Here is a 25,710-nt window from a genome sequence, read left to right as displayed (position 1 = left end):
GAACATGATGCGCGCCCGATATTTTCTTCTGCTCGTCTTCCTCAGCCTGGCCGCGCATGCCGCGCACGCCGAAAACGTCGCGACCATCACGGCGCTCGTCGGCAATGTCGCGATCCAGTCCGCGAGCGGCGCTCAGCGCGTGGCGGCCGTGGGCGGCGGCATCGACAACGGCGACACCGTGCAGACCGGTGTCGGCTCCGAAATCGTGATGATCTTCACCGACAAACAGCGCGTGTATCTCAAGCCGGGCTCGGTGTTTCGCGTCGACGACTTCCACTACGCAGCGGGCGCGCCGCAGGAGGACCGCAGTTTTCTGTCGCTCGTGAAGGGCGGGCTGCGCGCGGTGGACGGGCTCGTCGCGAAGGAAGGGAAACCGGAGAACTATCGCGTGAAGACGCCGACCTCCACGATCGGCATACGCGGCACCGAATATTCCGTGACCGACTGCGCGAATCTCGAGCCCGGCGCCACCGCGGATTGCAAGGGCGATCAGATCGTCGTCTACGACGGGCAGATCGTCGTGATCAATCAGGTGGACCGGCAGATCGTGCGCGCGGGCGAAGGCGCGATCGTCGTCAGCGCGCGGCTGCCGTTCGGCGTACTGCCGGCGTCGCGCGTGACGCCGGTGGTGCCGTCGGCGGCGTGCCGCTAGCGGGAGCCGCCGTGAGCACGCGCGAGCCCTTCGCGTTCGCGCTCAGGCGCTCCGGACTGCGCTGGGCGCTCGGACTCGCGCTCGTCGCCGCGCTCGCCGGTCATGCGCTCGGCCGTTACGACATCCGTTTCGCCGATACGCTCGACGCGCTCATCTACGACGCCAAGGTGCGCCTCTTCATGCCGCGCACGGCCGACACACGCATCGCGATACTCGACATCGACGAGAAAAGCCTCGCGGAACTCGGCCGCTGGCCGTGGAATCGCGCGCGCATGGCGGAACTGATCGACGCGCTCTTCACGCGCGAGCATGTGGCCGTGCTCGGCTTCGACATGGTGTTCGCGGAACCCGACGCCAGCTCGGGCCTCGCCGTGCTCGACGACCTCGCGCACGGCGCGCTCGCCGGCGACGACGCCTACCGCCGCGCGCTCGATGCGCTTACGCCGCGCCTCGACTACGACCGGCGCTTCGCCGATGCGCTCGCGGGCCGCCCCGTCGTGCTCGGCTATTACTTTTCGAACGGAGAGGCGTCGAGCGGCGCAATCGGCGCGCCGCTTCTTTCGGACCGCGCGTTCGGCACGCATCCGTTCACGCTCTTCGACTGGACCAGTTACGGCGGCAACCTGCCCGCGCTGCAAAAGGCGGCGCGACGCGCGGGCTACTTCAACCCGGTGATCGATTTCGACGGTTCCGTGCGTCGCGTGCCGCTCATCACGGCCTACCGCGACGGCGTATACGGCGCGCTCTCGCTCGAAGTGATCCGCGCGCTCTTTGGCGACGCCGCCGTCACCCCGCTTTTCGACGATCCCGCCGACCCGGCCGCCCCACTTTCCGGCCTCGCGCTGACGACGCCGCGCGGCACGCGTACGATTCCCGTCGATGAAAACGGCGCGGCGCTCGTGCCGTATCGCGGGCCGGCGGGAAGCTTCCCCTACTACTCCGTCGCCGATGTGCTCGCCGCGCGCATTCCGGCGGGCGCGCTCGCGGGCAAGATCGCGCTCCTCGGCACCACGGCGCCCGGCCTGATGGATCAGCGCACGACGCCCGCCGGCGAGGTGTATCCCGGCGTTGAAGTGAACGCGAACCTGATCGGCGGCATGCTCGACGGCGCGATCCGCTTCAGGCCGCCGTTCGCGTCAGCGTTGCAGGCGCTCGCGCTCGCCGCAGCCGGCCTCGCGATGATTTTCCTGTGGCCGTGGCACATGCCCGCCCGCGCGACGCTCGGCACCGTGCTCCTGCTCGCGGCGATCGTCGCGGCCGATCTTTACGCATTCGCGCGGCTCGGCTGGTCGATTCCGATGGCGCCGCTGCTGCTCGCCGTGCTCGCGCTCTATGTGCTCAACATGTCCTACGGCTATTTCGTCGAGGCGCGCGCGAAACGCCATTTCGCCGCGCTCTTCGGGCAATACGTGCCGCCGGAACTCGTCGAGGAAATGAGCCGCAGCCCGGAGGACTACAGCATGACGGGCCGCCGCGCCGAACTCACCGTGCTGTTCTGCGACGTGCTCGGCTTTACCGCCATAGCCGAGACGCTGGAACCGGAAGCGCTCGCGCGCCTGATGAACGAGTATCTCGGCACGATGACCGAGGTGATCCGCGCGCATCGCGGCACGCTCGACAAGTACATCGGCGATGCGATCATGGGCTTCTGGGGCGCGCCCGTCGACGATCCGGATCACGCGCGCCATGCCGTCGCGGCGGCGCTCGGCATGCGCGCGGCGCTCGTCGATCTGAACCGCACGCTCACGGCGCGCGGCTGGCCGACCTTGTGGATCGGCATCGGCATCAATACGGGGCCGATGACGGTCGGCGACATGGGATCGTCCGTGCGCAAGGCGTACACCGTGATGGGCGATGCGGTGAACGTCGCGGCGCGGCTCGAAGGACTGACGCGGCGCTTCGATATCGACATCATCGTCGGCGAGGCGACGCGCGAGCAGGCGCCGGAATTCGTGTTCCGCGAGATCGACCGCGTGCGCGTGAAAGGCCGCGTCGCGCCGATCGCGGTGTTCGAGCCGCAGCCGCCGCACGAACACGCCGATGCGCTCGCGCGCTGGCACGCGGCGCTCGCGCACTACCGGGCGCGCGAGTGGAGCGAGGCCGAAACGCTACTCGCGACGCTCGCGGCGCAGTATCCTGAGCGGCAGGTGTATGCGCTGTACCGGAAGCGTATCGACGCGCTGCGCGGCGTCGAGCTGCCCGAAGACTGGGACTGCGTGAGCGCGTTCGATGTCAAATGAGATCCAGCATGAACGTTCGGGTACTCGGCTGTAGCGGCGCGATCGGCGGCGGGCCGGACGGCGCTGGTGATCCGGTCGGCACGACCGCGCTGCTCGTCGACGACGACATGCTCATCGATGCGGGCACGGGCGTCGCCGTGCTCGGCGACGAGGCGCTCGCGCGCATCGATCACGTATTCATCACGCATTCGCATCTCGATCACATCGCGTATCTGCCGCTGATGATCGATGCCGTCGGCGATGCGCGCGCCGCGCCGCTGACGGTTCACGCAAGCCGCGCGACGCTCGATATCCTGCAGGCGCATATCTTCAACAATCTCATCTGGCCGGACTTCACGCGCATTCCGTCGCCCGAGGCGCCCGGCGTGCGGTTCGAGCCTTTGGAAACCGGCGAGCGCGCGATGCTGGGCGGGCGCATCGTGACCGCGCTGCCCGCGCGTCATGCGGTGCCGGCAGTGGGGTTCGCCGTGTCAAGCCACACTGCCTCGCTCGCGTTCAGCGGCGACACCACGACGAATCCGGATTTCTGGTCGGCCGCCGCCGCGCTGCCGGGCTTGCGCTATGTGATCGTCGAGACGGCGTTTCCCGATGCGCAGATCGCGACGGCGCATGCGGCGCATCATTATTGTCCGCGGCTCATCGCGGAAGATTTGCGCGGGATCGGGCTGAAGGCGGAACTGCTGATTTCGCATTTGAAGCCGCCGCACGGCGCGCAGATCCTCACGGAACTGCGCGCCGCGTTGCCGGGCGTTGCGTTGCGGGCGTTGCGGGCTGGAGAGGTGTTGAGCGTGTGATTGTCGGGATTCGGTTTAGCTCTGAATTCTGTTCGGTTATCGCTGGCTTTTGGCGGTTGAGCCGATGCGATGGAGGCGAGAGTCGGCGGGGGGTCGCGAGGACGGCGATGACGTGGAGGGGCGGCGAATGACCGACGCTAGCAGCAGGAGTTGTGTGCCCGGTCTCGGCCACGAGGGGACATTTGAGATGCCTCTTCTGAAGACGCTTGAAAGGCTCCTTTGCGTCAGGATCTGCCGTCGAGGTGATGCGAAGCCCAACGGAGCGCATCGGGTCCGGTGCAAGACATTCAATCAGGTTCGTCGCAGTTCATTCGCGCTGCCGTGAATGTCGGACCAAATCGATTTCAACCCGTGGTCATAGCGTCGTTCTTGAGATGACTGATCAGCGGTTGTCACCTTCTCCCACCGTTCTCCGCGCCCGATTCTCGCTACGTACGCGCTTTTGAGTGAGCGTCAGGTTCCGCAGCGGCTTTTCCCATGTCGGGTGACTCACGTAGCACAAACTCCTCGCTGGTGTCGATCGCATCGAGCGACCTGACCCATGTGTCAAGGGCCGCAAAGTCCTCGCTCCCCAACTTGTTTCCCAAGACTGCGTTCACCCACTGCAAATCATCGCGTTCTCCCATGGCAATGAGCAAACGATGTATCGCGTACACCGCTGAGCGCAACGAACCTTCGATGAAGCCGTGATAGTCGGAGTACGCCTCTCCGCATATATGGATCCCGCTGCCCTTTCCCACATCCGCAAGTCGTCTCATGACGACCCAGAACCTTCTTTCCGGACGCCAGGCGTGGTTGGCCGCCCCATACGGTTCTCTACCCCAGTCACGAATTCCGTACCATGGAATGTTGTTCGCGATTACCTTGTCGCCGCTCGCCATTTGTATATAGCTGAGGATCTTTCCTTTGAGTCTAGAATTCAGTCCTACCCCTGCGTAGTCGACAACGTCCGTTTCGTCTCCGGCAGGTGCGTAATTGGACCAGAAGGCGGTCGCGGGGCGGTCGGTATAGGCCATGATCATGCCCGTCGGACTTCCCTCGGTCATGCCATCCCAATAGTACAGTTCGCGTGTTGGGATCAGGGTGGCGTACTGATTACCAGACATCGGCTCCTTCCACCATCTCTTATCGACAAAGGCAAACACTTTGACCATGGGAAATCCGAATGCAGAATCAGTCAGCTCCAAGATTCGAGGCTCAATCTTTTTAAAGTACTCGATATTCCCCCTCACAAGGCCGTTGAGCGGGGCTGCTGGTATGGCAAGTATTACTCGCGAACAATGCGCGTCGGCCCCTTTCTGACCAAATCCCAGCACCCATCCTCGGCCGTCTCTGATCATCCGCCTGACGGTATGCTTCGTTTTGATTCTCAAGTCAGGATTGGTGATCCTGACGCGCATTCGATCTATGATCGATTCCGCCCCCCCGCAGATGCCAGACAGCCGGTGACCGTAAGCCATCCCCTTCATCCACCATATGAGCCATTCCGCTGCGTTGGGATTATCGGGCAGAAGATGGTAGAAGGTTCCCAGCGTCTGAATTTTCATAATCGAGCTGTGGGAAATAACATCCGACAGCAAATTCCAGAAGCCCATCTGGCACAGATTGGTGGGCGCGGCTTCTCCGTTTTTGTGGATGTTTGGAGTTTCTAGCCACTTTCCGTTTCGTTGCAGGTCGGCGTAGTCACCATCATTCAGTTTTGCCAGCCAGTCTACAAGCAGTTCCTTCTGCCCTTCCTCATCAAAACTGTCGATATTCTTGGTTTCCCGAAAACGCTGCAGTTTTTCGGATACGGGAAACGCAGAATCAATCTGTATTGCAAGGAGCACTCTGATGATGCCGAGGCGCAGAAGGCCCAGAGGTGAAATGCACTTCTCCGTTTCGGGACCACCAAAGTCGGGATCCAGAGTGGACACCGAAGACGAGTACGGAGAGAACTCGATCAGATGCGGCTTCCAGTGCCCCAGCTCATTCTGAGGTGCTCTTGTGATTTCCAGCATAGAAAGCAGCGCTTCCATGAGTTTCTGCAAATCTAGTTCCAGGCGCATCGGACCAAAGTCCGCATAGTGGTCAAGGTGTTTTCCGACGTCCTCTCCTTGTTCGACGCACCGAGCGAAATCCTTCCAGACCGTACCATCTTTCTTCAGTCTCACTGTTCTGATTCTGCCGCCCAGCCGGTCAGTCGACTCGAACAGCTTGAACGGGATATTGAGGTGCTGCAGTGCCAGAGCGCAGAACAGTCCTGTGACACCGCCGCCAACAATCCCCACCATTTCTCTATTCTTCTGGACGGTCATCGTGATCTCCTTTTTGGCAGGATCGTATGCTGCGTAACAGTTTGGAATACCGGTTGCCTCTATTTGTCTGATCCAATAGTCTGGCGACCCCGGCAAAATGCGGCGCCTGCGCGGTCTGACGATGCATCATCTTTCGGGCGGCGCTTCAAGTCAATTTGGGATAGCCTCGATTATGGGCGAGGTGCCGAGGGGCCACCATTCGTCATGAGTCAGGACTCGGCCATGAGCCGCCATCCGCCTGGGCATCGCGTATCCATTTTGACGGTCAGAATTGCCGAGATAAGCGGCCAAGTCAGCTTTCACTCACTCGCTCGACGCAGGCCCAATGTGCGCTTGCCCACGCTTGAATGAGGCGATCCTTGCAATCCTTTCGACGCGAATCCAGATTCACTGTCAGCCGATCGGGATCGTAATCCTGTGAGACCATCTCGTTAGGTCTGACCCTTCTCACGGACTCTTCTTTGTGTAACTATCTTTCTAAGCTTTTCCAATCCAGTCTTGCATTTTCGAGATATCGCAAGCAGAAGCACTTGAATGAAACGCTGCAGCGCTAGCCGCAAGAGACACTGAAATGACGATATTTCTACTCACAGTTCTTCGGATCACGACCGCTCCTGAAGTTTCTGTGGAACAGAATTTCCCTGCCGATCCAAACAGGCTTCGGTTGCGCGGGGAAAGCACATAAAACTATGCAAATGGAAACGGAACTTCTGTGCCTTCAAGCGGGGCCTCATCTTCCTTATGCACCCAACCATTCGAAGAGAGCACAAGCGGCCCTTGCTTTTTCAAAGCTGCCCACCCTGCAAGGTCACTTATACCGTCAACCGCAAAATCCGCCGTCTGACCCGACGCTAACCTTATTCTGACAAGGCCTTGCCGGTGCTGTAAATTCCAAGCTAAGTCAATGGATTCTATCTTCGAGGACATTGCTCGTTCCTCCACAAATCGTTGGCGCCAATCGTCACATAGCGTCTGGAGATTGGCTTTCCCTTGACAAGAAAAGTGCGGAAAAAGGAGGATTATGCGTGTTTTCCATACTTGTCTTGCAAGTCGTGGGACTATCGAAGACAGATTAGTCAATCCGGTATGGATTACAAGGCTCCGCAGGGCTATTCGAAACAAGGAATATCGTCTGGATTTCGTGACAGCGTTTCCCGCAAACGTGGCGTCCCAGAATTGCGCTTACCTCCTTTCGAGGTTGTAGCTCGTTCGGTGTTCAAAGTTAAACGAACCGTCGATTCAGAGTTGACTGAACAGCGCGTCGCCCTTCGCCCGCTTCGCCGTCACTGCGATTCAAACTTACGTGAATCTCGACACTGATTCAGCGCGATACCCCCACCGCCCGCTGCTCGATCGACCGCACGTTGTCCCTCACCGCCGCAACAGCCGGAGCCGCAGCGGGCAACAACGTACCGCCCACGATCGCCCGCACCGTTCCAACGATCAGCAGGCCGATCACCACGTTGGCCACGACGAAGGCGACCGGCGCGATCCACGCCATCGGTCCCGTTGCGCCGCGTTCGAGCATGCGGATCGCCATCGTCGGCAAGGCGGCTGCGCCGAAGCTGACGGCCCAATACGACGGCGTGAACGCATGCTGACGGATCCACGGCACGAGGCGCGCAAGCATCAGCGCCTGATAGAGGCCGTAGCCGAGCAGCATGTACGCGAACGTGTCCGGCGCGCCGTGCGTGATCGCGAGATACGTCACGCCTCCCACGACCGGCGGCGCAAGCTGGATGCCGAGGCTCGGGCGCAGCGCATCGGGCAGCGGGTCGTGCACGGCGGCGCGGTGCAGCACGACCGATTCGATCGCGAGCCATGAGAACACGCCCGCGCCGAAGAAGAACATTCCGACTTGCGTGAAGCCGAGTCCCGCCGCCGCCGTTCCCGCGACGAAGCTCGACGCGACCGTCGGCAGATAGATGGCGGGCGTGGTCTGTTCAGGCTTGCGGCCGCCTTGCCAGAAACGTCCGTGGAGATACGCGCCGAGCGCGAGCGCAGCCGCCGCGCCCATCGCGAAAAGTGCGATCGCGAGTTCGCGCGAATACGGCTGCACGGCTTGCGCGGCCAGCATCGTCGAAACCGGAGCGAGCGCCGCGAACGACGACTGCACCGGATGACGCATTTCCTCGATGGCGGCGTCCCGTTCGACGAGCCACTTGCGTCCGTAAGCCACGGACACCGCGAGCCACACGACGAGCGCGGCCGCGGTCAGCAGCGTGGGCGCGGCGGCGGGCATCGACCATACATGGGCCGCCGCGCGCCATGCGCCCGCGAGCGCGAGCGAACCCACAGCGATGCCGAAGAACGCCACCGGCATCGGCGCGCGATTGTTCGTACCATTATTGCTGTTCATTGCCCTTCTCCTTGGATGTCCGTCGAAAGCGTCATGCTCTCGGTGCGTCGTTGGAGAAAGATTAGCGGCCGCGGCCTCGCGTGCGAATGTCGCAACGTCTCGTTCGGCTGCTCGCGCGTCTCATGTCATTCGCCGCCGCGCAGCTTCACGGCGATGTCGTGCCAGTCGCTCACCGCGCGCTTCAGTTCGCGGCCGAGCTTCGGGTCGAGCGCATCGAGACGCGCCCACAACGCCGCAAGCGTTTTTTCGCGCGCCTCGTACACGGCCGCGGCGGCAAGTTTGCTCGCGCCCGACAGACGCGCTTCGGCATCGGCGCACGCCATGTACAGGTGCGCGACATGCGGATCGGCCAGTTCGACGGGACGCAGATGAACAGCGGTAAAGCGTGACTTCATGGCGAATTCCCCGGTCTCTTTTGTAGTTGTCGATGCGCGGGTCAGTATGACGGCGCGCCGATCGTGCTGACAAGGCGATTCGCACGCGATACGTGGACTTCCGAGCGCACGGCGCTTTCGCTTTCGTTTTCCCTTTCGCTTGCGCGCCGGGCGAAGCGGTAACATCGGCCCATGAACCGTTCGGGTCCGCACTCCTCTTCCACGCCTGCGCAGGACGCATCCGTCAAGCGCCGCGGCCTGCTGCGCGGCGTCTTCGCGCTGCGCCATTCATGGGCGGGCCTCGTCGCGACGTGGCGCGAGGAAAGCGCGTTTCGTCAGGAAGTCTGCGTCGCGGCGGTGCTGTTGCCCATCGCCGCACTCGTGCAGGTGAGCGCGGCGGAGCGCGTCATGCTCGCCGCGTCGGTGCTGCTGGTGCTGCTCGTCGAGCTGATCAATTCGAGCATCGAGGCGGCCATCGACCGCATCTCGCTCGAACGTCACGAACTCTCCGCGCGCGCGAAGGATTGCGGCAGCGCGGCGGTGACGATCGCGCTTGTGATCGCGGCGATGACGTGGGCCGTGATCGGCGGCCCGCTCGCCTGGCACTGGCTTCGGGTGCAACTCTAGAAGCGCGCGTCGCGTTCTACTTCGAAACGAACGCATCGACGTGCCGAGCCAGTTCGACCGGATACTGGAACATGAGCGCATGGCCCGCGTCCGCGACCACATCGAGCGTCGCGCGCGGAATGATCTGTTCGAGACGGCGCGCGTTGGCGTCGGCGAGCACCTCGTCGTTCGCGCCCGCCACGATCAGCGTGCGCACCGGCGAGCGCCGCAAGGCATCGGCGGCGGCGGAATCGGCGAACCAGCGCGTCATCGCCGCGTTCTGCTGCGCGGCCACCGCATCCGGCACCGGGCGGCCCTTGTAGCCGTGCGGCGCGAACATGTCGCCGACGAAGCATTGCGACGCCTCGCCCGCCACGTTCGCCGGAAACAGCACGCGCATGATCTGCGGAAACGCGTCCTTGCCCGAGCCCGACAGCACCGCCAGCACGTCCGGCGAAGTCGGCACGGCCTGCGGCCCCGGCGGCGCGGTGGCAATCAGCGTGAGCGATTCGACTTTCTCCGGCGCATCGAGCGCGAGCTGCTGCGCGATCATGCCGCCCATCGACCAGCCGAGCACATCGACGCGCGACAGCTTCAGGCCCGCGATGACATCGGCGGCGTCGGCGGCCATGTCCCTAATGCCGTAATCCGGGCCGAAGCGCCCCTCGATCGCGGCCGTGCGCCCGATGCCGCGATTGTCGAACACGATGACGTCGTGATGTTTCGCCAGCTCGCCGAGAAAGTACGTGTTCCACTCGCCGAGCGTCGCGCGATAGCCGGTGATGAGCAGAAGCGGCGTGCCGCGCCCGAAGCGCGCGTAGCCGATCGGACCGTTTCTGCCCTGCACGGTCTTCACGCGCACGGCGGGGTTCGTGTCGGGCCGCGAGGCCTGCAGGCCGCAAAGCTGATTCGGGCCGAAGGAGACATCGTCGGCATGCGCGGGCATCGACAGCGCGGCGGCGGTCAGCAACGACACGAGGAATTTCATCCGGCGCTCCGGGCGGGTTCGATGAACAAAAAAAGCGGCGCGCGCCGCAACCGCGAGGAATAATAGGCGGCGGATTTCGCACCTTCAACAAGAGCTTAAGAAAAAGGAGTTCCCGCCGATGAACCGACTCTTCCGCTTGTGCCTTGTCCCCGCCGCCGCCGCGCTCATGCTCGCCGCGTGCAGCACGCCCGTCGAATTTTCGGCGAGCGCGAATCCGCCGCCGTGGAACGACACCGGCGACGCCGACTTCAGCGGCATGGACAACTCGATGTCCGCCTGCAAGGCCGTCGCGAAAAAAGCCGGCGCAGGCCGCTGCACGCAGGTGCGCGCCTACGAGGCGTGCATGAAGGACAAGGGCTATATCACCGTGCTCGGCCCGGAGAATCCGCCGAACTGCGGCCAGCCCGAATGGGAATCGGACGTGCGCAAGTGGCTCAAATGAGCGCCTACTTCCGGTTCGCGAGGCGCATGAACACGACGTAGAGCAGCGCGCCCGCCACCGCGCCGATCAGCCAGCCGAGATTGTTCGGCGGCAGGAGCTTGAGCATCTGCGTCGAGAGTTCCCAGCCGACCGAAATCACGCCCGAGGCGATCAGCGCGAAGAGCCCGACCTTGTTCCAGCCGCCGTCGTAATAGAAGCGTCCGTCGGGCTGCATCGTGTAGAGCTCGGCGGTGCGCACCTGCTGGCGCTTGACGAGGTAGTAGTCGGACATCATCACGCCGTACATCGGCGCGAGCACGGCCCCGAACACGCTGACGAAAATCGTGATCGCCTTCGGGCTGTCGACGAAAATCCACGGGCACACGACCACCGCCAGAATCGACGCGATCAGCCCGCCTCTCTTGAAGTCCACGTGCTTCGGAAAGAGATTGGCGATGTCGTAGGCCGGCGAGACGAAGTTCGCGACGATATTGATGCCCATCGTCGCGATGATGAACGTGATGCTGCCGATCGCGACCCACACCTTGTTCTCGATGCGCGACACGATCTCGACCGGGTCCATGATCATGGTGCCGAACACTTTCTCGCTGCCCGCGGTGACGATCACGGTGATGATCGCGAACGCGACGAAGTTGAACGGCAGCCCGAGGAAATTGCCGACCTTCATCTGCCGCTCGCTCTTCGCGAAACGCGAGAAGTCGCCGAAATTCAGCAGCAGCGCGGCGAAATAGCTCACGACGAGCAAGGTCGCGTTGATCATCGCGTGAAGCTGCTCGTCGCCGGAAAGCACCTTGCCCGAGAGCGTGAGGTTCAGGCTGCCGAGGCCCGCGCGATACAGAATCCAGCCCATCAGCACGAACATCACGACATACACGGCCGGCCCGCAAAAATCGATGAACTTGCGGATGATCTCCATGCCGCGCTGAAAGATGATGAGCTGCAACAGCCACATGAAGAGAAAGCTGACCCAGCCGAGCATGTCGAGCCTGAGAAAGCTCGTATCGCGCCACGCCGCGACCGATGGCACGAAGAGGAGCAGCAGCGTCGCCACCGCCTTCGACGCGAAATACGTCTGCACCCCGTACCACACGATGCCGACCACGCCGCGAATCAGCGCGGCGAGATTCGCGCCCATGACGCCCATCGAGACGCGCGCCATCACCGGAAACGGAATGCCGTGCACGAGGCTCGGCTTGCCGACCCAGTTCATCAGCACATACACGATCAGAATGCCGATGGTGAGCGCGAGCAGCACCTGCCAGCCGGAGATGCCGAGCAGGAAGAGACTCGCCGCGAAGGTGTAGCCGCCCACGCTGTGCACGTCCGACATCCACATCGCGAAGATGCTGTAGCCGTTCCAGGTGCGCTTCGCGCGCGGCACGGGCGCGAGGTCGTGGTTGTAGAGACGCTCGTCGGCGTTGACGATTTCGGCGTCGGCGCCATGCGCGGCATCGTCGGCGGAGGTCGTGTGGGAAGCGGCCATGTTGTCCTCCAGTGCCTTCGGCGGGCGCGAGTTATGTACTTAGAGTAGATGATCAAAAATGAGAAAGTGAAGGCATCGGACGGCGTTTTCGGGCATTAAAGTCCGGCCGTGCGGCTGCCGTTATGTGCATCATGAGAAAAAGACGCCTTCACTCCCGCGACATGAACGACGCCTTCGCCGCCGCAGCCGAGGCGCTCGCGCTTTTCTGCCGGCTGCGCAACATCGACGCGGCGGACTTGCCCGCGCGCGAAGTGGACATCATCCTCGATCTCGCGTTCGAGGAAGCCGCGCAACACGCGGCGGCGCGCAGCGAGGCCCGCCGCCCGAGCTGACCCGCGTTTTTTTGCGGCCCCCCTGGCGCGACGCTCGCCATGGGCGCGAAATTTGCTCGGCCGAAAAGGATGGGCAGCGCCCGCGCCGCGGAGGTCCCATGTCGAAGATTCTCGGTCCCGTGCTGGGCCCGCAGGTGAGAAGCGTCGCGAAGCATCCGTTCGGTTTCGCGATGCGCACGATCAAGGCATTTCGCGCCAATCAGGGCTTGCTGCTTGCGGGCGCGGTCGCGTACTACGCGCTGCTGTCCATCATTCCGCTTTTGATCCTGATCGTGATCGTGCTGTCCAAATTCGTCGGACAGCAGGCCTTGCTGGATACCCTCACGCATCTGCTCGAATGGCTCGTGCCGGGCCAGGCGCGCGCGATCGTGCGCGAGCTTGCGAACTTTCTCGCGCATCGCGCGGTGCTCGGCTGGCTGCTGCTCGTCACGATGATCTTCTTTTCCTCCCTCGCCTTCACGGTGCTGGAAAACGCGATGTCGGTGATCTTCGTGCATCGCGTCGCGATCCGCCGCCGGCATTTTCTGCTCTCGGCGCTGCTGCCTTACTGCTACATCCTGTTTCTCGGCGTCGGCATGCTGATCGTCACGCTCGTGTCGAACGGCTTGCAGGCGATGGGCTCCAACAGCGTCGATCTGCTCGGCGTCGAAGTGTCGCTGAAAGGCGTGTCGCGCCTGCTGCTTTATCTGCTCGGCGTCGCGGGCGAGATCTTCGTGCTCACGTCGATCTATCTCGTGATGCCGGTCGGCAGGCCCTCGCTGCGGCTGGCGCTGCTCGGCAGCGTGACGGCGGCCGTGCTGTGGGAAATCACGCGGCACGTGCTCGTGTGGTACTTCGCGACGCTCTCGCAGGTGAGCGTCGTGTACGGCTCGCTGACGACGTCGATCGTCGTGCTGTTCAGCCTCGAAGCGCTCGCGACGCTGCTGCTCTTCGGCGCGCAGGTGATCTCGGAATTCGAGCGCTTCGGCATGGAAGACGAAACGCCGCCGCAGCCCTTCACGACCGATTGAAGCGACGCAGCGTGTTTTCGCGGCGGACGTGCGCTACAGTGAGGCGCCCCTCGTTTCGTCGCGCTGCCGATGTCCAAGCCCGGCTCCCACTCCGCTTTCCCCGCGCCCGCGCAGTACGGCGCGCGCATCGCGATGCTCACCGCCCTCGCAATGCTCGCCTTCGCGGGCAATTCGCTGCTGTGCCGTCTTGCGCTCAAGGGCACGCAGATCGACGCGGCAAGCTTCACGCTCGTGCGCATCGCGGCGGCGGCGCTCGTGCTGTCGGTGATTCTGATGGCCCGTGCCGGCGGCGCACGGCAAGCTTTTCGCCATGCGGGAAGCTGGGCGTCGGCGTTGCCGCTGATCGGCTACGCGGCGGCGTTTTCCTTTGCCTACGTGCGGCTCGCGGCCGGAACCGGCGCGCTGCTGCTCTTCGGCGCGGTGCAGGCGACGATGATCGGCTACAGCATCGCGATCGGCGAACGGCTCGCGGCGATGCAGTGGCTCGGCCTCTCGCTCGCGCTCGCCGGGCTTGTCTGGCTCGTGCTGCCGGGGCTGGCCGCGCCTGATCCGCTCTCGTCGGCGCTGATGATCGTTGCAGGCATCGGCTGGGGCGTGTACTCGCTGCGCGGACGCGGCCAGGCCGAACCGGTCGCGGCGACGGCGGGCAACTTCGTGCGCGCACTGCCTTTCGCGGCGGCGCTATCGGCGGCGGCGTTCGCGCACGCGCGCTTCGACGCCGCCGGTTTCGCCTATGCCGCCGCCTCGGGCGCGCTGACTTCGGGCCTCGGATACGTCATCTGGTACGCGGCATTGAAGGGGCTCAAGCCGGCCATCGCCGCGACCGTGCAACTGAGCGTGCCCGTCATCACGGCGGCGGGCGGCGTGCTGCTGCTCGGCGAGACGCTCGGCGCGCGGCTCGTCGCGAGCTCGGTCGCGATTCTCGGCGGCATCGCGCTCGTCGTGTTGTCGAAACGCCACTGAGCCGACCGTCCCGAGCCCGCCGCCCGCGCGCTCACGCCGCGCCGCAGTCCGTATGTGCGGCAACTCACATACGCGCGGGAACTTCCTCTGAAGAATGATGCATGGACGATTCATCAAATCGGGGTGGGAACGAAAAGTGCTGAAGTAGTGCGCGGTTATGCCTGCAACGGCGTCCCGCGATGTGGGAAGCGCCTCGCGCCCGGTGCGGGGTGACGCTTAACCGGTCCGATGCAGCGGGCATCCGCGCGCTTTTCGCGCGTCCGTTCGAGCATCACCTCGCCACCCCTGATTGTCGCGGTATGAGGTGCGGGTTACATTGATTGGCAAAAAATGAAGCCGGACGGCGTGAGCCGGACCGGCATCCGGCTGTCGTTCCGACAAGCCGCATCGCGCTCGATGGTTCATAGCTTGAGACGCGCTGATTTCGCGCCGTCGGCGGACGTTTCACCGTCCGACGCGCCGTGTGATGAATACGTACTGGAGAGCGCTGTCATGCCTCACCAAGCAAAGCTGCCCGAAGAGAGCGTCGCGGACCACGCGAGTCCGGCGAACGATCCCACTGTCCTCAACCTGGCGGAGCCTGCAATCGATTACGACGACGACCCCGGCCCCGCACGTACGCCGCTGCGCTTCGGACGCCTCGCGCTGTGGATGGCGTCCGCGACGGCGCTCGGGATCGGCGTGCTCGGCACCGTCGCCTACAGCATGTGGTTCAACCACGACCAGCGCGTCTACGCCGAAGCGATGGCGAGCGCGCGCAAGACGCTCGGCATCGATCAGCCGGCGATCGTCGCGCGCACGGAGTCGTCGGGCATGGTCGAAACACCGCTGACCACCACGGTTGCCGGTTACACAAGTCCGTCCGCGACGACCGAAGGACCGCCGCCCGTCGAGACCGCCACGCTCGCCGACAACCCGCCGCCCGGCGACGCCGCCGACGAACCCTCGCTCGCCGTGACGTCCGACACTGCGGACGCTACCGGCGCGGCCGTGCTCGCGACGGCTGCGGCGGCTTCCGCGCAGGCCGGCGAACCGACATCCGCCCCGCCCGTGCAGAGCGCCGCCGTGCAGCGCCGCGGCAATCCGGCGGCGGCGCAGCAGACCGCGTCGAATCGCGCCAGTGCGGCCGCGCAGGCACGCAGGCAGCAGACGCGCGCGAAGCCCGAAAGCGGACTGTTCGCCCGCGTAGGCGCGTTTTTCCATCGAGTGAGCTATCGACACAATGTTCCGAACCGTCAGCGAGAGGAGTATTCACGTCCCTGAGGCGACGCTGGCGAGCCGCGTGCGGCGCGCACTCAGGCGCGTGCCCGTGCCCGGCCCCGCGCCGCTCGCGGGCGCGGCGTTGTTGTGCCTGCTGATCGGGCTGCTGCTTCTGGCGTTCCAGGTCCGGGCGATCTTTTCCGCGCAATTGCAGCAGGAATACGTCGGGCTCGTGCTCGAAGCGGTCGAACGCGCCGACACCGCGCGCGCGGCCGCCCTCTCCTTGCAGAACCTTCCCTCGGACGATACGAAGCATCAGGCCGCGTATCGCGAGACACGCATCGAACTGGCGGGCCGGCTTGCCGCGCTGCATGCGCTCGTCGCGTCCAGTCCGATGTCCGCGCCCTCCGTGCCCGCCGCCGTGCTGTCGCCCTCGGCGGCGCTCGGCGAAGCGAGCACCGCGCTCGATACCACCTACGCCTGGTGGCGCACCGAGCGCGACCGCACGAGCGCGGATGTGCGCGAGCGCATTCTGAGCGTGTCGCATACGCTGATCGCGCTGTCGGCGATCGTGTTCGGCGTGCTGATCACCGCGCTCGGCATGTACGCCAAGCGCAACCGGCAGCTTCTGGGCATCTCGAACGAGTTCGAGCAGGCTTCGCTGCACGATCCGATGACCGGCCTGCCCAACCGCCGCAAGCTCTTCGCGGCGCTGGAGGAAGCCGCGAATGCGCTCGCGGGCGGCGCGCGCGGCACGAAGCGCATCGCGGTGCTGTACATCGATCTCGACGGCTTCAAGCGCGTCAACGATACGCATGGCCACCGCATCGGCGACGAGTTTCTGATCGCCGTGTCGAGGCGTTTCCGCCAGACGGTGCGCGGCGGCGACATGGTCGCGAGAATCGGCGGCGACGAATTCGCGCTGCTCGTGCGCGAGTTTTCGAGCGATGGCGAGCTTGCCGTGATCGCGCAGCGGATCATCGCGTGCGTCGCCGAGACCGATGCGCAGATGGGGCTGTCGATCGTGCGCGCGAGCATCGGCATCGCGAGTTTTCCGGATCGCTGCCACGATTACTGGCGGCTCGTCGCCGCCGCCGACGAAACGATGTACACCGTCAAGCGCAACGGCAAGAACAATTACGCGTTCGCTTCCGCGCCGGCTTCGGCGTAAGGCGCCACAAACGCTTATAAGCGCCTATAAGCGGGGTTTTTACGCCGCCGCGCGTAGATCCTCTTCGCCGCCGAGCGCCTCGGTCAGATCGGCGAGCATGCGCGCGAGTTCGCCCGTCATCAGGATGAAATCGGATTCGAACCGTTCGTCGTCGTTCGCGGCGGTGGGATCGGCCGCGTCCTTGATGACGTCGAGCGGGCTCACGCGCTTCAGGGTGAGCGACGGCGTGAGGACGTAAGACACGCGGTCGTTCCAGGTCATCGCGAGACGCATGCATTGCTTGCCGGCTTCGATATGGCGGCGCATGTCATCCGTTTCGAGCGCGTGGCCGACGTAGCGCACCGTCGCGTTGCCTTCGCCCGTCGAGCGCAATTCAGTGTCTCGGTCGAGCGTGAAACCTGCGGGCGCATCGCCCGAGAGCAGCCATTCGGTCATCGCGGAGACGGGCGAGCGCGCGGTGCGCACGCTGGCGAGCGGCAGATCGGTGACGGATTTCACGAGCAGGCCGATGATGTCGTCGCACACAGTCGCCGATGCCGAATCGATCGCGAGCCAGCCGTTGACCGGATCGATCCACACGCGCGTGTCGCGGCGGATGCTGAAGGCGCGCGGCAGGAGTTCGTCGGTGACTTGTTCCTTGAGCTCTTTCATCTGCTTGCGGCCGGGTTTGAAGCCCTGCTGCTCTTCGAGCTCGGCCGCGCGTTCCTTGACGAACTGCGTGACGACCGAAGCGGGCAACAGCTTTTTCTCCGCGCGATAGACGATGAGCATCTGACGGTTCGCCGAGTAGACGAGCTCGTCGTCGCCGCGCGGCGAGACCCAGCCGCGCCGCTCGTTTTCGATGCTCGACGCAGCGCTGAACGCGAGCGGCGCGAGCCCTTGCTGGATTTGCTGCGGCGTGACGGACCAGTGTGCGGGAAGACGGTGAAGCTGAAGATTCTTGAACCACATGGCGCGGAGTTTCGATGTAGTCGGAGGGGGCGTCATTTTATACGACGGTGCTCGTGACGAAGAATTCGTCCGCACGACGCGGCCGCTTCATGACACTGGACGCTATACGGCAATGCCGTATAATCGTTCGATGTACACGATCATCGAAACCGCCGTATTTCAACGCTATGCTGCCGAGATCTGGCAAGACCCGGAACGCGAGGCGTTCATCGTATGGCTCGCGAACAATCCGCTCGCGGGCGACGTGATTCCCGGCACGGGCGGGCTGCGCAAAGTCCGCTGGAGCACGCCCGGCAGAGGAAAACGTGGCGGCGCGCGCGTCATCTACTACAACGTTCTGGATGACGGCGAGATATGGCTGTTGATCGCGTACTCGAAAGCCAAGTTCGACAATCTGCCAACGGCTTTCCTCAACCAGCTTCGTGAGGCAATTCAACATGGATAAGGAACTCGAGAAGTTTCAGGCCGATCTTCTCCAATCGGTGCGCGACATGAAAAAGGGGCGCACCGCGCGTACGACGCGCGTCGAGCCGACGGTCGCCGCACTGGCGCGTGCGAAGGTCGGTGTCTCTCAATCGGAGTTCGCGGCGTTGCTCGGCGTTTCGATTCGCACGTTTCAGGACTGGGAGCAAGGCCGTCGCAATCCGACTGGCGCGGCGCAAACACTATTGCGTGTAGCCGTCGCGCATCCGGAAGCGCTGCGCGACCTGCCGCGCGCGGCGTAAAGCGCGCGCAAGCTCAGCGGCCTGCCCTGCGCGGCACGATCCGCCACTTCAGATTCACCCCCGCCGCCGCGAGCAGAATCAGCACTGCGCCGGCCGCTTGCAGCCACGCGAGTCGTTGTCCGAACGCGAGCCAGTCGACGATGATCGCCACCACCGGATAGATGAACGACAGCGCGCCCGTGGTCGCCACCGGCAGCTTCTGGATCGCGCCGTACAGCAGCACGTACATGAGCCCTGTGTTCACGACGCCCAGCACGACGAGATCGGCCCAGCCCGCGAACGATGCGGGCGCCGCGTCGAAGCGCGCGAACGGCGCGAGCATCGCGATGCCAAAGATCACGTGCAGCATCGCGATGAGATGCGGCGGCGTGCCCTGCAGGCGCTTCGTGACGATCGACGATATCGCGTACAGGAAGGCCGCGCCGAGCGCATACGCGATGCCTTCGAGATACTGCCCCGGCGTCGCGAGCACGGCGGGCTCGACGCGCACCACCATCACGAGCCCGACGAACGCAATGCCGAGCCACGCGAGCGTCGATGCCGACACGCGCTCGCGCAGCACGATCGCGCCCAGGGCGACGAGCATGAAGGGCTGCGTGTTGTAGACGGTCGTCGCCATCGAGATCGACGCGCGCGAGTACGCGGCGAAGAGCAGCAGCCAGTTGCCGACGATCGCCACGCTGCCGAGCGCCGCAAGCCCGATCACGCGCCACGAGAAATAGCGCTTCTTCAGAAAGCCCAGCGCCGCGCATACGGCGATGAGCGTCGCCGCGCCGAACACGCAGCGGAAGAACACGACGTTCCACGGCGTCTGCCCCGACGACACGACGAGCCAGCCGATCGTGCCCGACATCAGCATGGCGAGCGACATCTCGATCGTGCCGCGACGCAGGTCGTTCGCGCCCGATGCGGCGGTCATGCGGGCATTCATTCTTTCGGTGGTCATGAGGGGTCTGCCATGCGGGTTTCGATGTGTTCAGTCTATCGATGCACTTCCCGCGAAACCATGCCTAAAATGAGGCGCATGCTTCTTTCGACCTCGGATTCGAAGGCCATCATGGGAAAGAACCTAAACGCCCCGCAATACGGAGCGATCGATGCGATCGACCGCGAGCTCATCGGCGTGCTGGCCGGCGACGGGCGCATCGCGATCAGCGAGCTCGCCAAACGCGTGGGACTGTCCGCGCCGAGCACCGCCGAGCGCGTGCGGCGGCTCGAAACGCAAGGCGTGATTCGCGGCTTCACCGTCGATATCGATCCGCGCGCGCTCGGCTATACGCTGCAGGCGATCGTGCGGGTGCAGCCGCTGCCCGGCCAGTTGCATCTCCTCGAAGACGCGATCCGGCGCATTCCCGAGTTCGTCGAATGCGACAAGGTCACGGGCGACGACTGTTTCGTATGCCGCCTCTGGCTGCGCTCGATCGAACATCTCGACGACATCCTCTCGCGCGTCACCGAGCGCGCCGCGACGAGCACGGCCATCGTGAAGGCGACGCCCATCGAAAGACGCCTGCCGCCGCTCGGCTGAGCATTGCGCGTTTTTACCTGCAGACGAACGGCGTTACACTGAGGGGGCTATGCGCGCAAGGAGCGAACATGAGTGACTTCGACGCCACCCGCACCTTCCGCGGCCTTCCGCTGACACCCGAGCAGGATGCCGAAGTGAGGCATTACATCAAGAAGAAGAATCAGCGCGACGAGCCGTGGGACACGCCCGAACTGGAGGCGATGCTGCAGGACATGCTGGAGCCGCCCGCCGAGGAGGACGGCGTCACCGACGACGACACCGAGGACGAAACGCGCTCGGCGGCGGAGCGCGCGTCGGCGTTCATCGACGAAGGCATGGACCCGATCGAGAACAGCGAGGAATGGCACGCCGCGATGGAAGCCGAAGCCATGAAAGGGCCACGACGCGGATAGCCGCACCCACAAAAGCGCCGGTCGATGCCGGCGCCGCATGCGCTTAATTCACGTTGCACTGCACGCTCAATGCCTGTGCCGCCAGTCGCGCGGCGGATGCGTATCCAGCCAGCGCGCCTTCGGAATCTGGATATGCGGGTGTCGGTGATGCATCACGAGAACCACCGCGATGCATAGCACCAGGACGATTCCCGCCATCAGGCTGATCATCGGCTCGGCCATTGCAACCTCCTCTGTGGGTCAAGGGGCAATGCCTCTATTTTAAGCACAGTTTTGCATGCCGAAAAAGCGCGACGCGCGAGAAAGCCTCCACGAAACAGGCGAAAGCATGCCGCGCCCTTGTGTCCTATAGTGCTTGCACGTGTGTGCTTCGTGAGTGTTTTGCCATTAGCGAACAACTGGGAGACGCAGCATGGCGACCTGGAAACCCGATCCGAGCTTCTACCCTTCCCCGCGGCTCGCCGCCAAGGCGCCGCGCGAAACGCTGGCCTACGTCGCGACGTTCGATCCCGAGCGCAAGTCGCCGGACAAGATCGCCGTCGTCGATGTCGATCCGGATTCGCCGGACTATACGAAGATCGTCGGTGAAATCGCGATGCCCGATACCGGCGACGAACTGCATCACTTCGGCTGGAATGCCTGCTCGTCGTGCCTGTGCCCGAACGCGCCGCATCCGCACATGGAGCGGCGCTATCTCGTCGTGCCAGGGCTGCGCTCGTCGCGCATTCATATCATCGACACGAAGCCCGATCCGAAGCAGCCGGTCATCGTGAAGACGATCGAGCCGGAAGAGCTCGCGGAAAAAACCGGCTATACGCGCCCGCACACGGTGCATTGTGGGCCGGGCGGCATCTATATCACCGCGCTCGGCAACGCCGAAGGCAAAGCGCCCGGCGGCGTGCTGATGCTCGATCAGCAGAGTTTCGATCCGCTTGGCCGCTGGGAAGTGGATCGCGGCCCGCAACAACTCGCCTATGACGGCTGGTGGCATCTCGGCTACGACACCATGGTCACGAGCGAATGGGGCACGCCCGATACCTTCGAGAACGGCCTCGTGCCCGAGATCCTGCTCGGCGCGAAATACGGGCGCAAGCTGCATTTCTGGGACTTCACCAAGCGCAAGCACATACAGGAAATCGACTTCGGCGACGAATATCAGCTCGTGTTCGAACTGCGCCCCGCGCACGATCCGACCAAGGCCTACGGCTTCGTCAACTGCGTGATCAGCCTCAAGGATCTGTCGTCGTCGATCTGGACCTGGTATCGCGACAAGGACAAATGGGCGGTGAAGAAAATCATCGACATTCCCGCTGAGCCCGCCGACGCGTCCCTGCTTCCGCCGCTCCTGCAGGGCTTCGGCGCGGTGCCGCCGCTCGTCTCCGACATCGATCTCTCGATGGACGACCGCTTCCTCTACGTGTCGTGCTGGGGCACCGGCGACATGCTGCAATACGACGTCTCCGATCCCTTCGCGCCGAAGCTGACGGGCAAGGTGCGCATCGGCGGCGTGGTCGCGAAAGCGACGCATCCGGGCGCCGCGAACGGCAAAAGCAACGGCACGCTGAACGGCGGCCCGCAGATGGTCGAAGTGAGCCGCGACGGCCGCCGCGTCTACTTCACGAACTCGCTGTACGGCGCGGTCGATGCGCAGTTCTATCCCGAAGGCATCGAAGGCTGGATGGTGAAGCTCGACGCCGATCCCAACGGCGGCCTCGCGGTGGACGACAAGTTTTTCATCGACTGGCCGAAGGGGCAGCGGCCGCACCAGATCCGGCTGCAAGGCGGCGATTGCTCGTCGGATTCGTACTGCTATCCGTGATGGACGCCGCGTCGCCCGCGCTCGTCGCCACCGCCGCGGGGCTCGGCGCGTTCCACGGCCTGAACCCGCGATGGGCTGGCTCTTCGCGGTCGCGCTCGGCCTCTACGCGCAGAGCCGCCGCGTCGCGCTGGTCTCGCTCGTGCCGATCGCGCTCGGGCACGCGGTATCGGTTGCGCTCGTGCTCGCGGGCGCGCTCACGCTCGGCGCGTTCGCCGGCCACGACATGCTGGCGCGCGCGTGCGGAGTGCTCCTGATCGGCTGGGGCGTGTGGCGCGCATGGCGCGGGCATCGCGGGCGGCCGACCGTGGGCATGCGCACCGGGCTTGCCGGGCTCGCGCTGTGGTCCTTCGTGATGTCGAGCGCGCACGGCGCGGGATTGATGCTCGTGCCCGCGCTCCTGCCGCTGTGCACGGGCAAGGTGGCGGCGGGCGCATTCGAAGCCAGCGCGATCGCGCTGACGGTGCACACGGCCGCGATGCTCGCGGTGATCGCCGCGATTTCGATGTTCGCGATGTCCGTGCAGGCACGCGGCGGGCTCGGCTTTCTGCGTAGCGGATGGATCAACGTCGACTGGATCTGGAGCGCGGCGCTGATCGGATGCGGCGTGTTTCTCTTCGTATAGCGCCGGCATTCGGCGTGCGGCATTTTGCATGCATCATGCGCGATGGCATTTTGCATGCATCGCGCAAAATTCAATCTCGGCGCGACACTTCCTCCGCGCTCGGCAGCGCCGCCGTGCTCCATCCGCCGCCCAGCGCCTTCACGAGCGCGACACTCGCCGCCATGCGCCGCCGCTCGATGCTCACCGCCGTGCGCTGGTCCGACAGCACGATGGCCTGTGTCACCACCACGCTCAAGTACGTGATCGCGCCGTTTTCATACCGGTTGCTCACCTTGCCGAGCGCGCGCTGCGCGGCATCGACGGCTTTGCGCTGCGCTTCGCTTTCGCGGCGCAGCACGTCGAGCGCATTCAGATTGTCCTCGACCTGACCGAACGCGGTCAGCACCGTTTGCCGGTAATCCGCGACACTCTCGTCATAGGCCGCGCGCGCGGCATCGCGTGCCGCCGCGCGGCCGCCGAAATCGAGCACCGTGAACGCAAGCTGCGGACCGAGCGACCAGAAACGGCTGGGCGCTTCGAGCCACGAGGAAAAGCGCGTCGCTTCGAGACCGCCAGTCGCGGCAAGCAGGAGATTCGGGAAGAACGCCGCCGTCGCCACGCCGACGCGCGCATTGGCCTCGGCGACGCGGCGCTCGGCCGCCGCGATATCCGGCCGCCTTTCGAGCAGCGCGGACGGCACGCCGAGCGGCAGCGCGTCGAGCGCCGCTGCGGGATGTGGCGCATGCGCCTCGTTGAGCGGCGCGACATCGAGCGTGAAGCTCGAAGGCGTCTCGCCGACGAGAATCGCGATCGCATTCACGAGGCTCGTGCGCGTGGTCTCCAGATCGATCAGTTGCGCCTGTGTCGCGCGCAATTGCTCTTCCGCCTGCGCGACATCCGATTCCGCCGCAACGCCGCCCGCGAACCGGTCCTGGGTGAGCGCGAGCGCCTTTTCATAGGCTTGCAGTGTCGCCTGCAGCAAGCGCTCCTCCTCCACCGTGCCGCGCAGTTCGAAGTAGCGCGTGGCAAGCTCGGCCTGCATCGATAGAAGCGCGCTTTGCAGATCCGCCGCGCTCGCCTGCGCTTCAGCGCGCCCGCCTTCGACCGCGCGGGATATGCGGCCCCACAGATCGGGCTCCCACGAGATTTGCGCGTCGACCAGATAATCGGGCACGGTCACGCCCGCGCTCGATTTGTACAGCACGTTCGACGACGCCCGCGTCTGATTGAACGCCGCGTTTGCCGTGACGGTCGGAAACCACGCCGAACGCGCTTGCGCAGCCGCTGCCCGCGCGCCGCGAAAACGCGCGGCGGCCGCGGCCACGGTCTGATTCGCGCTCGCGACGCGTTCTTCGAGCGCATTGAGTTGCGGATCGCCATAGACTTCCCACCATGGCGCGCGCGGCTTCGCGTCGGCGGGTTGCGCGGCCTTCCAGTCCTGCGATGCCGCATCCGAAGACGGCTGCGATTTGTACGCGGCTGGCACGGGTAAGTCGGGCCGCACATAGTCGGGTCCGACCGTGCATCCGGCAAGAACGGAAATCGTTAGCAATGCGATGGATCGGACTAGATGGCGCATCGTCACGACTCGCTGCCTTCGGTCTTCGATGCGCCGCCATGCGCATCCGCCCGGCCGACGCGCACCGTCGCGCCGTCGATGATCGAATCGGGCGGATTCACGATCACGCGCTCGTCGCCATTCAATCCCGAGACGATGGACACGCGCGTGCCGTAGTCCGTGCCGAGCGTGAGCGGCAACAGCTTCACGCGATTGTTCGCGTCGACGCTTGCGGCATGCACGCCATCGGGGCGAAACAGCAGCGCATTGCCCGGCAGCGTGTACGAAGGATTGGCGCTCGTGAGACGGAAGCGCACCTGCGCATACGCGCCCGCGAGCAACTCGCCGGTCGGGTTCTTCACATCGACTTCGACGCGCATCGTGCGCGCGACCGGATCGACCGCGCCCGCCGTGCGCACCGTGACGCCCTCGAACTTGCGGTTGCGCTCTTCGTTGAGCAGCAGCTCGGCGGGCAGACCCACCGTGATCATGCGCGCATACGCCTGAGGCACATCGACGAACACGCGCAGCGTCGACGCATCCTGGATGTGAAAGAGCTCGCGGCCCGCGGCGCCGCTGCCCGCATCGATCAACTGACCGACATCCGTATTGCGCGCGGTGACGACGCCATCGAAAGGCGCATAGATCTTCTGGAACGATACGAGCTGCTCGAGCCGCGACACGTTCGCCTGCGCCGCGTTCAGCGCGGCTTCCTTTGCGAGCATGTCGCCATTCTTCTCGTCGGTCTCCTGTCGCGACACCGAGTTGTTCTTGAGCATCTGCGCCCAGCGCTCGGACGTGGTCTTCGCAAGCAGATAGTTCGCGCGCGCGGTCTGCGCGTCCGCGCGCGCCTGACGAAGCTGATCGTTGATTTCGGGCGCATCGATCTCCGCGAGCAATTCGCCCTTCTTCACCTTCGTGCCGATATCGACGGTCCAGCGCTTGAGATAACCATTCGTGCGCGCGAAGATCGGCGCATCGGAATACGCGCGGATATCGCCCGCGAGCGTGAGATCCTGCGAGGCCTTCATGCGCAGCGGCTTGATGACCTCGACCGTCTGCACGCCATGTTCGCTGGCATCGCGTTCGAGTTCCGCATGCGCCGCGCGCCGCGACCAGATGCCCTGCGCGATGAGCGCGACGATCACGATCAACGCAAGCACGATCACTAGGCGTGTGCGTTTCGTGTTACCCGATCGTTGCGACAACTGCTCGTCCATTCTTG

General features: G+C 64.5%; 25 protein-coding genes and 1 pseudogene. 16 read left to right on the top strand and 10 right to left on the bottom strand.

Features of this window, described 5'->3' with window-relative positions; translation table 11 throughout:
• Window positions 1-4: 4 nt before the first annotated feature.
• The 3 genes from LY284_RS04585 to LY284_RS04575 are packed head-to-tail and all read left to right on the top strand — an operon-like array spanning window position 5 to window position 3,686.
• A complete protein-coding gene (locus LY284_RS04585) occupies window positions 5-652 on the top strand; it encodes a FecR domain-containing protein (RefSeq protein ID WP_014191488.1) in 648 nt (215 codons plus the stop codon).
• An 11-nt stretch (window positions 653-663) separates the two neighbouring features.
• Complete coding sequence (locus tag LY284_RS04580) at window positions 664-2,892, top strand: CHASE2 domain-containing protein (RefSeq protein WP_014191489.1); 2,229 nt, start codon at window positions 664-666, stop codon at window positions 2,890-2,892.
• 8 nt (window positions 2,893-2,900) lie between these two features.
• Window positions 2,901-3,686 carry a 3',5'-cyclic-nucleotide phosphodiesterase gene (locus LY284_RS04575; RefSeq protein WP_014191490.1) on the top strand — a complete coding sequence of 262 codons (786 nt, stop codon included), beginning with the start codon at window positions 2,901-2,903 and terminating at the stop codon, window positions 3,684-3,686.
• Window positions 3,687-4,114: 428 nt separating this feature from the next.
• Here LY284_RS04575 and LY284_RS04570 read toward each other — a convergent pair whose 3' ends face one another.
• From LY284_RS04570 to LY284_RS04560, 3 genes are all read right to left on the bottom strand, one after another.
• Window positions 4,115-5,983, bottom strand: coding sequence for an FAD-dependent oxidoreductase (locus tag LY284_RS04570; protein ID WP_233384658.1), 1,869 nt, complete (start codon window positions 5,981-5,983; stop codon window positions 4,115-4,117).
• A 1,321-nt stretch (window positions 5,984-7,304) separates the two neighbouring features.
• Window positions 7,305-8,342 (bottom strand): dicarboxylate transporter/tellurite-resistance protein TehA, encoded by a 1,038-nt coding sequence (gene tehA / locus LY284_RS04565; protein ID WP_014191491.1) that lies wholly within the window; start codon window positions 8,340-8,342, stop codon window positions 7,305-7,307.
• A 125-nt stretch (window positions 8,343-8,467) separates the two neighbouring features.
• On the bottom strand, window positions 8,468-8,737 hold the full coding sequence (locus LY284_RS04560) for a hypothetical protein (RefSeq protein WP_041730426.1): 270 nt from the start codon (window positions 8,735-8,737) through the stop codon (window positions 8,468-8,470).
• A gap of 171 nt (window positions 8,738-8,908) precedes the next feature.
• Here LY284_RS04560 and LY284_RS04555 point away from each other — a divergent pair, with 171 nt between their 5' ends.
• A complete protein-coding gene (locus LY284_RS04555) occupies window positions 8,909-9,343 on the top strand; it encodes a diacylglycerol kinase (protein ID WP_014191492.1) in 435 nt (144 codons plus the stop codon).
• Between the two features lie 16 nt (window positions 9,344-9,359).
• Here the strand turns inward: LY284_RS04555 and LY284_RS04550 are convergent, their stop codons facing one another.
• Window positions 9,360-10,310, bottom strand: a complete 951-nt coding sequence (locus LY284_RS04550; protein WP_014191493.1) for an alpha/beta fold hydrolase — start codon at window positions 10,308-10,310, stop codon at window positions 9,360-9,362.
• A 118-nt stretch (window positions 10,311-10,428) separates the two neighbouring features.
• On the opposite strand from LY284_RS04550, the gene LY284_RS04545 reads away from it, so the two are divergent.
• Window positions 10,429-10,752: a hypothetical protein gene (locus LY284_RS04545; RefSeq protein ID WP_041730429.1), complete on the top strand. Its 324-nt coding sequence runs from the start codon at window positions 10,429-10,431 to the stop codon at window positions 10,750-10,752.
• Window positions 10,753-10,756: 4 nt separating this feature from the next.
• Here LY284_RS04545 and LY284_RS04540 read toward each other — a convergent pair whose 3' ends face one another.
• Window positions 10,757-12,235, bottom strand: a complete 1,479-nt coding sequence (locus tag LY284_RS04540; RefSeq protein WP_014191495.1) for an NCS1 family nucleobase:cation symporter-1 — start codon at window positions 12,233-12,235, stop codon at window positions 10,757-10,759.
• Between the two features lie 161 nt (window positions 12,236-12,396).
• Here LY284_RS04540 and LY284_RS04535 point away from each other — a divergent pair, with 161 nt between their 5' ends.
• The 5 genes from LY284_RS04535 to LY284_RS04515 all read left to right on the top strand — a co-directional run bounded on the left by LY284_RS04535 (window position 12,397) and on the right by LY284_RS04515 (window position 16,911).
• A complete protein-coding gene (locus tag LY284_RS04535) occupies window positions 12,397-12,567 on the top strand; it encodes a hypothetical protein (protein WP_175582462.1) in 171 nt (56 codons plus the stop codon).
• 98 nt (window positions 12,568-12,665) lie between these two features.
• Complete coding sequence (locus tag LY284_RS04530) at window positions 12,666-13,577, top strand: YihY/virulence factor BrkB family protein (protein WP_050878279.1); 912 nt, start codon at window positions 12,666-12,668, stop codon at window positions 13,575-13,577.
• Window positions 13,578-13,646: 69 nt separating this feature from the next.
• Window positions 13,647-14,540 carry a DMT family transporter gene (locus LY284_RS04525; RefSeq protein ID WP_375294232.1) on the top strand — a complete coding sequence of 298 codons (894 nt, stop codon included), beginning with the start codon at window positions 13,647-13,649 and terminating at the stop codon, window positions 14,538-14,540.
• A 492-nt stretch (window positions 14,541-15,032) separates the two neighbouring features.
• The gene (locus tag LY284_RS04520) at window positions 15,033-15,803 is read left to right on the top strand and encodes a hypothetical protein (protein ID WP_014191498.1); all 771 of its coding nucleotides are present in this window, start codon (window positions 15,033-15,035) and stop codon (window positions 15,801-15,803) included.
• Between the two features lie 40 nt (window positions 15,804-15,843).
• Window positions 15,844-16,911 (top strand): GGDEF domain-containing protein, encoded by a 1,068-nt coding sequence (locus LY284_RS04515; RefSeq protein WP_014191499.1) that lies wholly within the window; start codon window positions 15,844-15,846, stop codon window positions 16,909-16,911.
• Window positions 16,912-16,950: 39 nt separating this feature from the next.
• On the opposite strand, the gene LY284_RS04510 is transcribed toward LY284_RS04515, so the two are convergent.
• On the bottom strand, window positions 16,951-17,862 hold the full coding sequence (locus tag LY284_RS04510; protein ID WP_014191500.1) for a recombination-associated protein RdgC: 912 nt from the start codon (window positions 17,860-17,862) through the stop codon (window positions 16,951-16,953).
• Between the two features lie 130 nt (window positions 17,863-17,992).
• Between LY284_RS04510 and LY284_RS04505 the strand changes: the two genes are divergently transcribed.
• Window positions 17,993-18,307: a transcriptional regulator gene (locus LY284_RS04505; protein WP_041731077.1), complete on the top strand. Its 315-nt coding sequence runs from the start codon at window positions 17,993-17,995 to the stop codon at window positions 18,305-18,307.
• Window positions 18,300-18,587, top strand: a complete 288-nt coding sequence (locus tag LY284_RS04500) for a DNA-binding transcriptional regulator (RefSeq protein ID WP_014191502.1) — start codon at window positions 18,300-18,302, stop codon at window positions 18,585-18,587. The genes LY284_RS04505 and LY284_RS04500 overlap by 8 nt, the downstream gene beginning before the upstream one ends.
• 13 nt (window positions 18,588-18,600) lie before the next feature.
• On the opposite strand, the gene LY284_RS04495 is transcribed toward LY284_RS04500, so the two are convergent.
• Window positions 18,601-19,533, bottom strand: coding sequence for a DMT family transporter (locus LY284_RS04495; RefSeq protein WP_050878284.1), 933 nt, complete (start codon window positions 19,531-19,533; stop codon window positions 18,601-18,603).
• A gap of 111 nt (window positions 19,534-19,644) precedes the next feature.
• Between LY284_RS04495 and LY284_RS04490 the strand changes: the two genes are divergently transcribed.
• Both LY284_RS04490 and LY284_RS04485 read left to right on the top strand, forming a co-directional pair.
• Entirely contained in the window at window positions 19,645-20,115 is a 471-nt protein-coding gene (locus tag LY284_RS04490) for an Lrp/AsnC family transcriptional regulator (RefSeq protein ID WP_014191504.1), read from the top strand.
• Window positions 20,116-20,183: 68 nt separating this feature from the next.
• The gene (locus tag LY284_RS04485; RefSeq protein WP_014191505.1) at window positions 20,184-20,507 is read left to right on the top strand and encodes a hypothetical protein; all 324 of its coding nucleotides are present in this window, start codon (window positions 20,184-20,186) and stop codon (window positions 20,505-20,507) included.
• 66 nt (window positions 20,508-20,573) lie between these two features.
• Here LY284_RS04485 and LY284_RS04480 read toward each other — a convergent pair whose 3' ends face one another.
• Entirely contained in the window at window positions 20,574-20,729 is a 156-nt protein-coding gene (locus LY284_RS04480) for a hypothetical protein (RefSeq protein WP_167350985.1), read from the bottom strand.
• Window positions 20,730-20,919: 190 nt separating this feature from the next.
• Between LY284_RS04480 and LY284_RS04475 the strand changes: the two genes are divergently transcribed.
• Together LY284_RS04475 and LY284_RS04470 are read left to right on the top strand one after the other, a co-directional pair.
• Window positions 20,920-22,326, top strand: a complete 1,407-nt coding sequence (locus tag LY284_RS04475) for a selenium-binding family protein (protein ID WP_053568257.1) — start codon at window positions 20,920-20,922, stop codon at window positions 22,324-22,326.
• Window positions 22,326-22,948, top strand: a pseudogene (locus tag LY284_RS04470) (hypothetical protein). The gene LY284_RS04475 and the pseudogene LY284_RS04470 overlap by 1 nt, the downstream one beginning before the upstream one ends.
• A gap of 70 nt (window positions 22,949-23,018) precedes the next feature.
• Here LY284_RS04470 and LY284_RS04465 read toward each other — a convergent pair.
• Window positions 23,019-24,506 carry an efflux transporter outer membrane subunit gene (locus tag LY284_RS04465; protein ID WP_041730432.1) on the bottom strand — a complete coding sequence of 496 codons (1,488 nt, stop codon included), beginning with the start codon at window positions 24,504-24,506 and terminating at the stop codon, window positions 23,019-23,021.
• A gap of 2 nt (window positions 24,507-24,508) precedes the next feature.
• Window positions 24,509-25,705 carry an efflux RND transporter periplasmic adaptor subunit gene (locus tag LY284_RS04460; RefSeq protein WP_014191509.1) on the bottom strand — a complete coding sequence of 399 codons (1,197 nt, stop codon included), beginning with the start codon at window positions 25,703-25,705 and terminating at the stop codon, window positions 24,509-24,511.
• Between the last annotated feature and the right edge of the window lie 5 nt (window positions 25,706-25,710).

Source organism: Caballeronia sp. PC1, from assembly GCF_021353155.1.
GTDB lineage: Bacteria > Pseudomonadota > Gammaproteobacteria > Burkholderiales > Burkholderiaceae > Caballeronia > Caballeronia cordobensis.
The sequence above is the reverse complement of the archived record's forward strand: the minus strand, read 5'-3'. Positions and strand labels throughout refer to the sequence as shown.

Bases quoted from the DNA above. Each gene is read 5' to 3' on its own strand.
- LY284_RS04560 (WP_041730426.1), bottom strand. From the start codon at position 8,737: ATGAAGTCACGCTTTACCGCTGTTCATCTGCGTCCCGTCGAACTGGCC.
- LY284_RS04520 (WP_014191498.1), top strand. From the start codon at position 15,033: ATGCCTCACCAAGCAAAGCTGCCCGAAGAGAGCGTCGCGGACCACGCG.
- LY284_RS04570 (WP_233384658.1), bottom strand. From the start codon at position 5,983: ATGACCGTCCAGAAGAATAGAGAAATGGTGGGGATTGTTGGCGGCGGT.
- tehA (WP_014191491.1), bottom strand. From the start codon at position 8,342: ATGAACAGCAATAATGGTACGAACAATCGCGCGCCGATGCCGGTGGCG.
- LY284_RS04505 (WP_041731077.1), top strand. From the start codon at position 17,993: ATGTACACGATCATCGAAACCGCCGTATTTCAACGCTATGCTGCCGAG.
- LY284_RS04545 (WP_041730429.1), top strand. From the start codon at position 10,429: ATGAACCGACTCTTCCGCTTGTGCCTTGTCCCCGCCGCCGCCGCGCTC.
- LY284_RS04540 (WP_014191495.1), bottom strand. From the start codon at position 12,235: ATGGCCGCTTCCCACACGACCTCCGCCGACGATGCCGCGCATGGCGCC.
- LY284_RS04485 (WP_014191505.1), top strand. From the start codon at position 20,184: ATGAGTGACTTCGACGCCACCCGCACCTTCCGCGGCCTTCCGCTGACA.
- LY284_RS04510 (WP_014191500.1), bottom strand. From the start codon at position 17,862: ATGTGGTTCAAGAATCTTCAGCTTCACCGTCTTCCCGCACACTGGTCC.
- LY284_RS04525 (WP_375294232.1), top strand. From the start codon at position 13,647: ATGTCCAAGCCCGGCTCCCACTCCGCTTTCCCCGCGCCCGCGCAGTAC.
- LY284_RS04535 (WP_175582462.1), top strand. From the start codon at position 12,397: ATGAACGACGCCTTCGCCGCCGCAGCCGAGGCGCTCGCGCTTTTCTGC.
- LY284_RS04530 (WP_050878279.1), top strand. From the start codon at position 12,666: ATGTCGAAGATTCTCGGTCCCGTGCTGGGCCCGCAGGTGAGAAGCGTC.
- LY284_RS04460 (WP_014191509.1), bottom strand. From the start codon at position 25,705: ATGGACGAGCAGTTGTCGCAACGATCGGGTAACACGAAACGCACACGC.
- LY284_RS04490 (WP_014191504.1), top strand. From the start codon at position 19,645: ATGGGAAAGAACCTAAACGCCCCGCAATACGGAGCGATCGATGCGATC.
- LY284_RS04555 (WP_014191492.1), top strand. From the start codon at position 8,909: ATGAACCGTTCGGGTCCGCACTCCTCTTCCACGCCTGCGCAGGACGCA.
- LY284_RS04495 (WP_050878284.1), bottom strand. From the start codon at position 19,533: ATGACCACCGAAAGAATGAATGCCCGCATGACCGCCGCATCGGGCGCG.
- LY284_RS04575 (WP_014191490.1), top strand. From the start codon at position 2,901: ATGAACGTTCGGGTACTCGGCTGTAGCGGCGCGATCGGCGGCGGGCCG.
- LY284_RS04585 (WP_014191488.1), top strand. From the start codon at position 5: ATGATGCGCGCCCGATATTTTCTTCTGCTCGTCTTCCTCAGCCTGGCC.
- LY284_RS04500 (WP_014191502.1), top strand. From the start codon at position 18,300: ATGGATAAGGAACTCGAGAAGTTTCAGGCCGATCTTCTCCAATCGGTG.
- LY284_RS04550 (WP_014191493.1), bottom strand. From the start codon at position 10,310: ATGAAATTCCTCGTGTCGTTGCTGACCGCCGCCGCGCTGTCGATGCCC.
- LY284_RS04475 (WP_053568257.1), top strand. From the start codon at position 20,920: ATGGCGACCTGGAAACCCGATCCGAGCTTCTACCCTTCCCCGCGGCTC.
- LY284_RS04465 (WP_041730432.1), bottom strand. From the start codon at position 24,506: ATGCGCCATCTAGTCCGATCCATCGCATTGCTAACGATTTCCGTTCTT.
- LY284_RS04480 (WP_167350985.1), bottom strand. From the start codon at position 20,729: ATGGCCGAGCCGATGATCAGCCTGATGGCGGGAATCGTCCTGGTGCTA.